This window comes from Kribbella sp. NPDC051718, assembly GCF_040681515.1.
Classification (GTDB): domain Bacteria; phylum Actinomycetota; class Actinomycetes; order Propionibacteriales; family Kribbellaceae; genus Kribbella.
This window is the reverse complement of sequence record NZ_JBFAYZ010000001.1, coordinates 780,930-792,560: the sequence shown is the minus strand read 5'-3', so window position 1 is coordinate 792,560 and position 11,631 is coordinate 780,930. Positions and strand designations below refer to the sequence as shown.

Below are 11,631 nucleotides of genomic sequence, written 5' to 3'. Positions count from 1 at the left end.
TGCGCGAGCCTCACGCACGCGTCGCGCCCGACTCTCAGCCCTCCACCCCTCCCCGTCAATACCCCACCGGTTCCGGAACTAGAGCGCTCTCACTCCGCAAGATTCCCCCCACGGAACCGGTTCCTGAGGTAAGTGCTGCCCAGTACTTCAGGCCGCACCAGCGGCCGCGAGCCGGCCGGCGCATGCCAGAACCGCACCAGCTCGGCCTTGTCGATCGTGACCTCTCCGCAGGCGGTTTCGCGGTTGGCTCGGACCCAGTCGATGAGCCGAGCCGGGTTGGGGATGTCGGCGGTGAAGTGGAGGAGGTTCAGGTACCAGATGTCGCGGCGGCCGTACGGGAGTTCGTGCCAGGCGTCGGCGCCCAGTTCGAATCTGAGTTGGTCCATGAAGAGGTCGGCCTGGTCGTCGAGAGGGACTGCGCAGGCCATCACGGTGCCGGGGGTGAGGGTGAGGCCGGTGACTTCGACGCGGGCGGGGCCGGTGGCTGCCCGGTCCATGGCGGATCGGTAGCGCTTGATGGCCGGCTCGTCGGGGTCGACGGTGGGGCGGTAGAGCTCGAGGGCCCGGACGGTGAGGTGCGCGGAGCCGAGCTGGCCGGTTTGCCAGTGGCCGTCGCCGGCCAGGGCTGCTGCTTCGGTGGTCAGGTGGTCGAGGGTTCGGCTCAGTGGGGAGTCGGTGGGCGGGCGTAGTACGACGCTGACCGGCCAGCGGCCGCCTTCCTCGGGTGGGGTGTCGCGGGTGTGGTTGCCGTTGGCGATCAACGGGGTCGATTCGGTGAACAGTTGACTGAACTTGGACGGGTAGATGGGGTTTCCCCTCGTTGTCGGATGAAGCTCTGGACAGGGTCTGGTTGCTGCGTCACGGTGGTGCGAGGTTCGTGAGGCTAGGGGAGGGGCTCTCTATGAAGAAGTCGACGTATCTGGTGAGCAGTTTGTTGTTGATTGCTCCGGCTTTGGTTGCCGCGGCGGTGGTGCAACCGGCTGTGGCCGCACCGGTGGCGGCTCAACCGTCCAAGATTCCAACGCTGTTGAGGGACAGTGCGGCGCTGGCGGCCGCGGCTTCGAAGGCGAAGATCAGTACGGCCTCGCCGGAGGCGCGTTCGCTGGGGATCAGCAACAGCGGGCGGATCGGGGTGCAGATCTATGCCGCCTCGCCGGTGACTGATCAGCAGGAAGCGTCGCTCACCTCGCTCGGGGTGTCGGTGCTGAAGAACGCGGCTGATTTCAAGGCCGTGCCGGGGGCCGATCTGCCGACGACGGGCTTGCTGTCCACGACGGTGCCGTACGACAAGCTCGATGCGGTCGCGTCGCTCGGTTGGGTGAGTGCGTTGCGGCCCTCGCTGAGGCCGGCCGTCGACGTGGGGCCGATCGAGGCCGAGAGCGTGCAGTTGCACAAGGCGGACCTGGCTCAGGCCAGTGGGCTGACCGGCAAGGGGCAGAAGGTCGGCGCCATCTCCGGCGATGTCGATCACCTGGCCGAGTCCGTCGCGCAGGGCGAGTTGCCGGCCGACGTACAGGTCCTGCGGCAGGCGGCGTACGACGATGACGAGGGCACCGCGATGCTCGAGATCATCCACGACATCGCCCCGCAGGCGAAGCTCGCCTACGCCAGTACGCGGGACACCACGGCCGAGTACGTCGAGGCGTTCCACGAACTCGCCAACGCGGGCGTGACGATGATCGCCGAGGACATCGCGCTCGACGACGAGCCGGCCTTCCAGCAGGGCATCGGTGCGGCGACCGCTGAAGGCCTCGCCCAGCACGGCATCTGGGTCAGCTCGTCGGCCGGCAACCTCGGCGGCCGGCACGCACCGCGGGTCACCGCCATCGGTACCGGCAAGGGAGCCGACGGAGCCGTCGGACCGTTCACCGGCTGCCCGAACGCGGTCGACAACGTGGTGAAGCTGCGTGGCGACGACACGACGTACGACCTCAACCTGCTGCCGGGTGCGACGGTCATGCCGACGCTGCAGTGGAGTGAGCCGCGCGCTGTCTTCCCGACTGCGGGCCAGGGCGGATTCACCGACCTGAACCTGTACCTGATGGATGCCACCGGCACCAAGTGCCTCGCGGCCAGCAACGCCGTCCAGGCCGACGGCGTCGGCGACACCATCGAGCAGTTCATCTACGAGAACACGACCGGAGTGGCGCAGCCCGCCAAGCTGGTCGTGGACGTCCAGGGCACCTCGTCGGCCAAGAAGGCGCCGGTGCTCGACCTGCGCTGGCGCGCGCTGTCGGCCGGCGTACAGACGATCGACCCGCCGGAGCGGGCCGGTTCGATGAACCCGGACTCCAACTACCTGGGCTTCGCGACCAGCGCCGGCGCCGTCAACGCCAGCACCTCGGTCGACCCGAAGACGATCGCGCTGGAGGCGTTCAGCGCGGCCGGCCCGACCCAGATCATCACCACCACGCGCTGCCCGGGCGGCAAGCCCGGTCCGTGCAAGGGAACCAGTGGACCGCTCTCCCGGAGCTTCCCGGCGCCGTACTGGACCGCCTCGGACGGCGTCTCGGTCAGCGGTGTCGGACCGTTCGGCTCCGGCACCTGCCCGACCGCGGTGGAAGGCCAGTGCCGCTTCTTCGGTACTTCCGCCTCGGCCCCGTCAGCGGCCGGAGTGGCCGCCCTCACCAGGCAGGAGTTCGGCGGCAAGCTGCCTCCGATCCTGCTCAACACCGTCCTCGCCGCCAGGGCCGTCCATCGTGACGGCGCCGCCTTCGGTGCCGGAGTGCTGAGCGCCCGGTAGGGATTCAGAAGCTGGAGTGTGGTTATTCAGTGGTTATTCAGTAGGTGAGGTGCTGGACCGGCTCGGCACCTCACCTATTGGATGGAGGCATGACTACACGGTTCGGATTGTTCGTTCCACAAGGGTGGAAGATGGATCTGGCGGGGTTCAGCGACCCCGTCGAACAGTGGGAGGCGATGACGGCCGTCGCGAAGAAGGCCGACGAAGGATCGTGGGACTCGATCTGGCTGTTCGACCACTTCCACACGGTGCCGGAGCCGAGCACCGAGAGCACCTTCGAGGCCTGGACCACGACCGCGGCGCTGTCGCGTGACACCAAGCGGGTGAACATCGGCCAGATGGTCGGCTGCAACGGTTACCGCAACCCCGCGCTCTACGCCAAGATCGCCTCGACCGTCGACGTCGCCAGCCACGGCCGCCTGTACGCCGGACTGGGCGCGGGCTGGTACGAGCACGAATGGAAGGCGTACGGCTACGAGTGGCCGGAGCTCAAGGACCGGATGGGCGCGTTCCGCGAGGCCACCGAGATCATCTACAAGATGTGGACCGAGGACGAGCCGGTCTTCGACGGCAAGTACTACTCGATCGACAAGCCGATCAACGAGCCGAAGGGCGTCCGCAAGCCGCACCCGAGCTTCTGGATCGGTGGCGGCGGCCCGAACGTCACCCTGAAGCTGGTCGCCAAGTACGCCGACGCGGCCAACATCGGCGGCGGCAACCCCGAGGTGATCAAGGAGAAGGCGGCGATCCTGAAGGGTCACTGCGACGCGATCGGCCGCGACTACGACGAGATCATCAAGTCGACCGGCATCAACGCGTTCCCGATCGACAAGGGTGACGACCCGCAGTTGGCGACCGCGAAGGCGCTCGGCCCGATGAACCGGGAGCGGTTCGACCGCGACAACCTGATCGGCACCGAGGACGAGATCGCGAACAAGGTCGAGGCGGCCCTCGAGGCCGGCGCCGACTACGTCATCTTCTACGTCCCCGGCGTCGCCTACGACCTCGACCTGGTCGACCGGATGGAACAGATCACCAAGCGGTTCAGCTGAAACTGAAGGATCCTCAATTAAGCGCTTGATCACGTAAAGAGCGACGCCACGAAACCGGGGGGAGAGGTTCCGTGGCGTCGCCAGGGGCGCGCCTAAGGGAGGGGTGGGGGCAGGCGCGCCGGCCTTGGGGTGTCTGCTCAGCCGCCGAGGAGGCCGCCTCCGAGGACGCCGAGCAGACCGAGCAGCGAGAGCAGGTTGCGGATGACCTGGTCGACGGCCTTGGTGCCGCCGGTCTGGAACGCGGTCACGCATTTCTGCAGTTGCTGCTGGGTCGGGTGGGTGATGGTCACCTTCGACAGCTCCGACTGGCAGTAGGTGGCTGCCTCGGTCAGCTCGGTCAGCGTGCTGCCGACCGTGCCGACGATCAGGCCGACCGAGGTCTGCAGCTTCGCGATCACGGGCGGTGCGGCCGGCGGCTGGGTCGTCGGCGGCTTGCTGGTCGGCGGGGTGCTGGGCTTGCTCGTCGGTGGCTTCGAACTCGGCGGTGTCGACGGCTTGGTCGTCGTCGGCGGCCGCTTGGTCGGGGACGTCGTCGGCTTGCCGTCGCCGCCCTGGACCATGGTCGGCGTCGGGGTCGGCTTGACCCCCGGGTACGTCGGCAGGTTGACCGCCTGCGGCAGGTTCTGGTCGGCCGGAGCGTCGATGCTCGGATCGTCGACCACGCCACCGGCCCGGTCGACACCTTGATCGTCGCCCTCGGTGCCGTTGCCGACGGCGATCCAGCTGCCGCCCGCGTACGCCTTGGCGATGCTGATCACCAGGTCGACGTACTGCTGGGAGTGGTTGTAGCGCAGGACGGCCGCGTTGAGGTCGGAAGCCTTGGACAGGTTGCCGGTGCCGGAGCACAGGTAGACGGCCGTCGACATCGCCGCGTCGTCGATGTCCTGCGGGTTCTTCACCCCGTCGCCGTCACCGTCGACGCCCATCAGCTGCCAGGTCTGCGGGATGAACTGCATCGGCCCGACCGCGCGGTCGTACGCCGCGTCACCGTCGAGCTTGCCGCCGTCGGTGTCGGTGATCCTGGCCGTGCCCGAACCGTCCAGCCGCGGGCCGAGAATGCCTGGCGTGACGACCCCGTTCGTCATCAGCGAGTTGCCGCCGAAGCGTCCGTGGTTCGACTCGACCCGGCCGATCGCGGCCACCAGGGTCCACGGCAACTGACAGGTCGGGTCGGCCTGCGCCATCACCTGCTGAGCCCGCGAGTACGCCTTCAGTGCCGCGTTGGGAATGCCGTTGCGAGACAGGCCGGAGACCACTTGGGTCGGCTGCTCACCGGGGTCGACACCGTTGCCGACCACACCGGGCACCGCCACGTTCGCGGGGTCTCCGATCGGCTGCTTCGGTACGACGACCGGGTTGTTCTTCCCCAACCCCTGATCCAGCGCCGCGGTCGCGACGGCCGGATCGTCGGTGGCACTGACGGTGAACGCGCTCGCGAACAACGCCAGCGGGATCAGTGGCGCCACCTGACGCCACCCGCTCCCGCCCATGGCGCGACGCTTGCCCTTCGCCATCGATGATCCCCTCCGTGACTCATCGACCTGCCCCGCCCCACACTGCGGACAAATCTTCTCGTCTGTACCGGTGCCACCGTCCGTTATCGGGTCTAACGCACGTCCCGGGTGTGGGTTACGAGTCGGGCGCAGACAGTGCACGGACGGTCACCGGGTACCCATACTGGCGCGTAACAACCCACCTGTGAACCCCCTGGAGACTGCTTACTCCAAGATCTGCCCGATGAGAGCGTGCTCCCCGCCCACCCGGCGTACTGGTCTGTCGGGGAGAATGGCCGCCGTGCCCGACCTCACTGAGCAGTCAGCCAGCTTGTTCGCCCGAGCCTCCGCCGTCACCCCGGGCGGGGTGAACTCCCCGGTCCGCGCGTTCCGCGCCGTCGGCGGGGTTCCGCGCTTCATGGCCTCCGGTGACGGATGTCACATCACCGACGTCGACGGCAACACCTACGTCGACCTGGTCTGCTCCTGGGGGCCGATGCTGCTCGGCCACGCGCACCCGGAGGTGACGGCCGCCGTGCAGGAGGCGGTCAGCCGCGGTACGTCGTACGGCACCCCGACCCGCCCCGAGGTCGAGCTCGGCGAGGAGATCGTCGCGCGGACCCCGGTGGACAAGGTGCGGCTGGTGTCGTCCGGCACCGAGGCGACCATGTCGGCGCTCCGGCTGGCTCGTGGCGCGACCGGCCGGGCCAAGATCGTGAAGTTCGCCGGCTGCTACCACGGCCACGTCGACGCACTGCTCGCCCAGGCGGGCTCGGGCGTCATCACGCTCGGCATCCCGGGTACGCCGGGTGTCACCGAAGCGACCACCGCCGACACGATCGTCCTGCCCTACAACGACCAGGCAGCCGTCACCGCCGCCTTCGCCCAGTACGGCGACCAGATCGCCGCCGTCATCACCGAGGCCTCGCCCGGCAACATGGGCGTCGTCCCGCCGCTGGACAACTTCAACGCCTTCCTCGCCAAGACCTGCAAGGACAACGGCGCGCTGTTCATCTCCGACGAGGTGATGACCGGCTTCCGGATCACCAAGTCCGGTTGGTACGGCGTCGACGGCGTCGTGCCGGACCTGATGACGTTCGGCAAGGTGATGGGCGGTGGCTTCCCCGCGGCCGCGTTCGGCGGCCGGGCCGACCTGATGTCGCACCTGGCGCCGGAGGGCTCGGTCTACCAGGCCGGGACGCTGTCGGGTAACCCGATCGCCACCACCGCCGGATTGACCACGCTCCGGTTGGCGACCGACGAGGTCTACGCCAAGCTCGACGAGACCTCGGCCACCATCCGGCAGCTCGTCACGACGGCGCTGTCCAAGGAGGGTGTGCCCCATTACATACAGAACGCCGGGAACCTCTTCAGTGTCTTCTTCGTGGAGTCTTCGGAAGGCGCGCAGCCGATTCGGGACTTCGCCGGGGCCGGAGCCCAGGTACTGCCCAGATTCGCTGCGTTCTTCCATGCCATGCTGGACGCCGGCGTCTACCTGCCGCCGAGCGCCTTCGAGGCCTGGTTCGTGAGCGCCGCCATCGACGACGACGCGCTGGCCCAGCTCGAGACCGCACTTGCCTCCGCCGCCCGCGCGGCAGCGGCCGTAGAGAACTGAAGGGACCGGCAACGGTGACCGAAACGACGGTCGTGCACCTGATGCGTCACGGCGAGGTGCACAACCCGACCGGCGTGCTGTACGGCCGGATCCCCGACTTCCACCTGTCCGAGCTCGGCCGCAAGATGGCCGACCGGGTGGCCGAGCACGTGGCCGGCCGCGACATCGTGCACCTGGTCAGCTCGCCGCTGGAGCGGGCCCAGGAGACCATGGAGCCGATCGCCAAGGTGTTCGGGCTGACACCCGACATCGACGAGCGGGTGATCGAGGCGGCGAACCAGTTCGAGGGCAAGAAGTTCGGTGTCGGCGACGGCGCGCTGCGCCAGCCGAGTGCCTGGTGGCTGCTGCGCAACCCGTGGAAGCCGTCCTGGGGCGAGCCCTACAGCCAGCTGGTACGCCGGATGCGCGACGCCATCGAGACGGCCCGGCAGAAGGCGGCCGGGCACGAGGCGCTGATCGTGTCGCACCAGCTGCCGATCTGGATCGTCCGGTCCGCCGTCGAGCACCGCCGGATGCTGCACGACCCGCGCAAGCGGCAGTGCAGCCTGGCCAGCCTGACCTCGTTCACCTTCCACGGTGACGCGATCGTCTCGGTCGGCTACGCCGAGCCCGCCAAGGACCTGCTCCCGGTCAAGAACCCCAAGAAGTTCGCGGGCGGCGCGTGATGCCCTTCCTTCGAGCGCGGAGCCTCCGTACGACGTCTGTCGCGGCCGCCCTGCTGCTGGCCGCCACGGCCTGCAGCTCCGGGCAGGACGTGAAGGACACCCGTCAGGGCCAGACCGGTTTCGTCAGCGGTAGCGGCCGGGTCTCCAGCTTCGCGCCGGCCGACCGGCAGAAGGCGCCCGACTTCAAGGGCACCACGCTCGACGGCAAGGCCTGGAACTTCGCCGACCAGACCGGCAAGGTCACCGTCCTGAACGTGTGGGGATCGTGGTGCCCGCCGTGCCGCAAGGAGGCGCCGGACTTCACCGCCGCGGCCAAGGAGCTCGGCGCGAACGTCCAGTTCATCGGCCTGAACACGCGTGATCTGGACCCGGCCCCGGCGAAGAAGTTCGTCGAAGCCTTCGAGGTGCCGTACCCGAGCATCTACGACCCGGCCGGCAAGCAACTGCTGCTGTTCCGGGGCCAGAAGATTTCGCCGAGCTCGATCCCGGCGACGATCGTGATCGACAAGCAGGGCAAGGTGGCGTCGCGAGTGATCGGCAGCGTTACCAAGCAGACCCTGCTCGGCATGGTGCATGATGCTGCCGCGAGTTGACCAAAGGAATCGGCACAGTGGGTGAGTGGTTCGCCCAGTCGATGACTGGCTCGATGCTGGTGGCACTGCCGATCGCGGTGCTGGCCGGTGCCATCTCGTTCTTCTCACCCTGCGTGGTTCCGCTGTTACCGGGCTACCTGTCCTACGTGACCGGGTTGTCCGCGGCCGAGCTCGGGTCCGAGCGCCGCGGCCGGATGCTGGCCGGGACGAGCTTGTTCGTGGCCGGCTTCTCCGCCGTGTTCATCCTGACCGGCGTGCTGTTCGGTGCCGTCGGCAAAGCACTGCTCGATCACCAGGCGGTGATCACCAAGGTGCTCGGTGGCGCGACGGTTCTGCTCGGCCTGATCTTCCTTGGTGGCTTCGGTTTCGCGCAGCGCGACGTCCGGGTGCACCGGGTGCCGGCCGTCGGGATCGCGGCAGCGCCGTTGCTGGGCGTGCTGTTCGGTTTCGGTTGGACGCCGTGTATCGGGCCGACCCTCGGTACGGTGATGAACCTGGCCGCGACCGAGGGAAGTACCGGCCGGGGTGCGATCCTGGCGCTGGTGTTCAGCCTCGGGCTGGGCATCCCGTTCATCATCGCGGCGCTCGCCTTCCGGCGGATGCTCGGTGCCGTCGCCTGGGTGCGCAAGCACCAGGTGATGGTGATCCGGATCGGCGGCGTGCTGATGATCGCCGTAGGGCTACTGCTGCTGACAGGAGTGTGGGACTCGATGACCGCCGAGCTCAGGCAATGGGTCGCGAACTTCGGATCGGCGGTGTGACGTGACGGATGTGAAGGACCGCGTCGAGGCGCCGGCCCCGCCACCCGACCTGCCCAAGCTCGGCCTGATCGGCTGGCTGCGCTGGACCTGGCGGCAGCTCACCTCGATGAAGACCGCGCTGGTACTGCTCTTCCTGCTCGCGCTGGGTGCGGTGCCGGGGTCGCTGATTCCGCAGACGGCGATCGATCCGGTCAAGGTCTCCGACTTCTTCGAGGCGCACCCGAAGCTCGGCCCGTTCTACGACAAGCTCGGGCTCTTCTCCGTCTACAAGTCGGCCTGGTTCTCGGCCATCTACCTGCTGCTGTTCATCTCGCTGATCGGCTGTGTGGTGCCGCGGCTTCAGGTCTACCTGAAGGCGATGCGGGCCCGGCCGCCGAAGCCGCCGCGCAACCTCAACCGGCTGGCCGGGTACCAGTCCTTCGAGACCGATGCCGACGGCGACGTGCTGGAGCTTGCCGCGACCGAGCTGCGCCGGCGGCGATTCCGGGTCGAGCTGTACGACGGCGCGGTGGCGGCCGAGCGGGGTTATCTGCGCGAGGCGGGCAACCTGCTCTTCCACTTCTCCTTGATCCTGGCGCTGATCGGGGCCGCGTGGGGCGCGCTGTTCGGGTACCGCGGCACCGTACTGGTTGTCGTGGGCAACGAGTTCTCGAATGCGATCGCGCAGTACGACGACTTCAGCCCGGGCCGGGTGTTCAAGCCCGACGACCTGCCGCCGTTCTCGCTGAAGGTGGACAGCTTCACGGTCAAGTTCCAGACCGACGGGCCGCAGCGCGGGGCGGCGCGTGAGTTCAAGGCGCCGATCACGTACCAGGAGACGCCGGACTCGCCGGAGAAGTCGTTCGACCTGCAGGTGAATCATCCGTTGCAGGTCGACGGTACCGACGTGCATCTGCTCGGCCATGGGTACGCGCCGAAGGTGACGGTTCGCGACGGGAAGGGTGAGGTCGCCTTCTCGGGGCCGGCGCCGTTCCTGCCGCAGGACAGCAACTTCTCGTCGTTCGGGGTGATCAAGGCACCGGACGCGCGGCCCGAACAGCTTGGTTTCGAAGGGTTCTTCCTGCCGACCGGGGTGATCGACCCGCAGCGCGGGCCGACGTCGGTCTTCCCGGATGCGCTCAACCCGGTGCTGGCGATGACGGCGTACTACGGGCGGCCGTCGGTGGAGACGGGCAAGCCGCAGTCGGTCTATCAGCTGGACAAGTCGAAGCTGACGCAGTTCGAGGGTGACGGCGGGGACAAGCTGCGGTTCCAGCTCGCGCCGGGGCAGAGCTTCAAGCTGCCGGACAATCGCGGGTCGATCACCTTCGACTCGTACGACCGGTGGGTGAAGCTGCAGATCAGCCACACTCCCGGTCTGCACCTCGCACTGGCCGGGATCCTGCTCGCCATCCTCGGGTTGATGGGCTCGCTGTTCATCCACCCACGGCGTACCTGGGTGCGGGTCCGGACCGAGGACGGGCGTACCGTGGTCGAGGTCGCCGGGCTGGACCGGGGGCCCGAACGCGGCCTCGGGGACGAGATCCAGGCCATCAGCAACGCATTGCAGCCGGCAAAACCGAAGCAGGAGCAGCCATGAGCCCGGAGACGTACGCGCACCTCTCCAACTTGGTCATCCCGACGGCAACCGTCATCTACGCGATCGCGATGATGTCCCACGCCCTGGAATGGGCGATGGGCCGGGCAGTAGTCGCCAAGGCTGTCGCCGAAGAAGACGCCGCTCTGGTCACGTCCGCCGTCGGCGCCGACAACTCGGCACGAGCCGGGTCGGCCTCCGGCGCAGTTGATGTTACGTCAGCCGGCACGCTCGGCTCCGGCTCGGGCTCGGACACGCTGGTGGCCGGTTCCGGCACGCTGGCGGCCAGCTCGGCCGGACCGGTGTCTGGCTCTGCCGGGTCGGCCTCTGCCACCTCCACCGGCGCCGGCGATGCTGGGCGGTCGGAGCGGGCTGATGCTGCTAGTCGTGTGGGGTTGTTGCTGACCTGGTTGGCGTTCCTTCTTCACCTGCTCGGTGTGGTTACTCGGGGGCTGGCGGCTGGGCGGGTGCCGTGGGGGAACATGTATGAGTTCTCCATCACCTCGTCGCTGGCGGTGGCGGCGGTTTATCTGTTGTTCGTGCATCGGTACAAGTTGCAGTGGCTGGGGCTTGGGGTGACGTTGTTCGTCGCCGCGGTGCTGGGGCTGGCGACGTTGGCGCTCTATACGCCGGCTGGTCCGTTGGTACCGGCGCTGCACTCGTACTGGCTGGTGATCCACGTGTCGGCCGCGGCGATCTCCGGTGGCGCGTTCACCATCGGTGGACTGGTCTCGATCCTGTACCTGGTCAAGGCGCGCGCCGAGCGGCGAGTGCTGGCCGGCGGGACGATGTCGGCGTCGCTGAAGCGGCTGCCGAGTGCCGAGGCGATGGACGGTACGGCGTACAAGGTGCTCGCGTTCGCCTTCCCGCTGTGGACCTTCGGGGTACTGGTGGCCGGGCCGATCTGGGCGGAGTACGCCTGGGGCCGGTACTGGGGCTGGGATCCCAAGGAGGTCTGGTCGCTGGTCACCTGGGTCGTCTACGCGGCGTACCTGCACGCCCGGGCGACGGCCGGCTGGCGTGGCCGCCGGGCCGCGACGATCGCGATCGTCGGCTGGTTCGTCTTCATCTTCAACTTCGTCGGCGTGAACCTGCTCGTGTCCGGCCTGCACTCCTACGCCGGGGTCTGAGCC

The 11,631-nt window shown here is 68.2% G+C and carries 10 protein-coding genes; 8 read left to right on the top strand and 2 right to left on the bottom strand.

What is annotated here, in order from left to right:
* Positions 1–89 precede the first annotated feature (89 nt).
* The gene (locus tag AB0M15_RS03940) at positions 90–761 is read right to left on the bottom strand and encodes a hypothetical protein (protein ID WP_363813603.1); all 672 of its coding nucleotides are present in this window, start codon (positions 759–761) and stop codon (positions 90–92) included.
* A 140-nt stretch (positions 762–901) separates the two neighbouring features.
* Here AB0M15_RS03940 and AB0M15_RS03935 point away from each other — a divergent pair, with 140 nt between their 5' ends.
* Positions 902–2,743 (top strand): hypothetical protein, encoded by a 1,842-nt coding sequence (locus AB0M15_RS03935; RefSeq protein WP_363813602.1) that lies wholly within the window; start codon positions 902–904, stop codon positions 2,741–2,743.
* 89 nt (positions 2,744–2,832) lie between these two features.
* Entirely contained in the window at positions 2,833–3,795 is a 963-nt protein-coding gene (locus tag AB0M15_RS03930; RefSeq protein WP_363813601.1) for an LLM class F420-dependent oxidoreductase, read from the top strand.
* Positions 3,796–3,932: 137 nt separating this feature from the next.
* On the opposite strand, the gene AB0M15_RS03925 is transcribed toward AB0M15_RS03930, so the two are convergent.
* Positions 3,933–5,309, bottom strand: coding sequence for a lytic murein transglycosylase (locus AB0M15_RS03925; RefSeq protein WP_363813600.1), 1,377 nt, complete (start codon positions 5,307–5,309; stop codon positions 3,933–3,935).
* A gap of 271 nt (positions 5,310–5,580) precedes the next feature.
* Here AB0M15_RS03925 and hemL point away from each other — a divergent pair, with 271 nt between their 5' ends.
* The 6 genes from hemL to ccsB are packed head-to-tail and all read left to right on the top strand — an operon-like array spanning position 5,581 to position 11,628.
* On the top strand, positions 5,581–6,903 hold the full coding sequence (gene hemL, locus AB0M15_RS03920; protein WP_363814563.1) for a glutamate-1-semialdehyde 2,1-aminomutase: 1,323 nt from the start codon (positions 5,581–5,583) through the stop codon (positions 6,901–6,903).
* Positions 6,904–6,944: 41 nt separating this feature from the next.
* A complete protein-coding gene (locus AB0M15_RS03915; RefSeq protein WP_363814561.1) occupies positions 6,945–7,568 on the top strand; it encodes a histidine phosphatase family protein in 624 nt (207 codons plus the stop codon).
* A complete protein-coding gene (locus AB0M15_RS03910) occupies positions 7,568–8,161 on the top strand; it encodes a TlpA disulfide reductase family protein (RefSeq protein WP_363813599.1) in 594 nt (197 codons plus the stop codon). The genes AB0M15_RS03915 and AB0M15_RS03910 overlap by 1 nt, the downstream gene beginning before the upstream one ends.
* 17 nt (positions 8,162–8,178) lie before the next feature.
* Positions 8,179–8,922 carry a cytochrome c biogenesis protein CcdA gene (locus AB0M15_RS03905; RefSeq protein WP_363813597.1) on the top strand — a complete coding sequence of 248 codons (744 nt, stop codon included), beginning with the start codon at positions 8,179–8,181 and terminating at the stop codon, positions 8,920–8,922.
* 1 nt (position 8,923) lies between these two features.
* The gene (locus AB0M15_RS03900; RefSeq protein ID WP_363813596.1) at positions 8,924–10,501 is read left to right on the top strand and encodes a cytochrome c biogenesis protein ResB; all 1,578 of its coding nucleotides are present in this window, start codon (positions 8,924–8,926) and stop codon (positions 10,499–10,501) included.
* Positions 10,498–11,628: a c-type cytochrome biogenesis protein CcsB gene (ccsB, locus tag AB0M15_RS03895; RefSeq protein ID WP_363813595.1), complete on the top strand. Its 1,131-nt coding sequence runs from the start codon at positions 10,498–10,500 to the stop codon at positions 11,626–11,628. The genes AB0M15_RS03900 and ccsB overlap by 4 nt, the downstream gene beginning before the upstream one ends.
* The last annotated feature ends 3 nt before the right edge of the window (positions 11,629–11,631 follow it).

Coding starts and splice junctions, on each gene's coding strand:
- AB0M15_RS03935 (WP_363813602.1), top strand. CDS start 902: ATGAAGAAGTCGACGTATCTGGTGAGCAGTTTGTTGTTGATTGCTCCG.
- AB0M15_RS03930 (WP_363813601.1), top strand. CDS start 2,833: ATGACTACACGGTTCGGATTGTTCGTTCCACAAGGGTGGAAGATGGAT.
- AB0M15_RS03925 (WP_363813600.1), bottom strand. CDS start 5,309: ATGGCGAAGGGCAAGCGTCGCGCCATGGGCGGGAGCGGGTGGCGTCAG.
- hemL (WP_363814563.1), top strand. CDS start 5,581: ATGGCCGCCGTGCCCGACCTCACTGAGCAGTCAGCCAGCTTGTTCGCC.
- AB0M15_RS03915 (WP_363814561.1), top strand. CDS start 6,945: ATGCGTCACGGCGAGGTGCACAACCCGACCGGCGTGCTGTACGGCCGG.
- AB0M15_RS03910 (WP_363813599.1), top strand. CDS start 7,568: ATGCCCTTCCTTCGAGCGCGGAGCCTCCGTACGACGTCTGTCGCGGCC.
- ccsB (WP_363813595.1), top strand. CDS start 10,498: ATGAGCCCGGAGACGTACGCGCACCTCTCCAACTTGGTCATCCCGACG.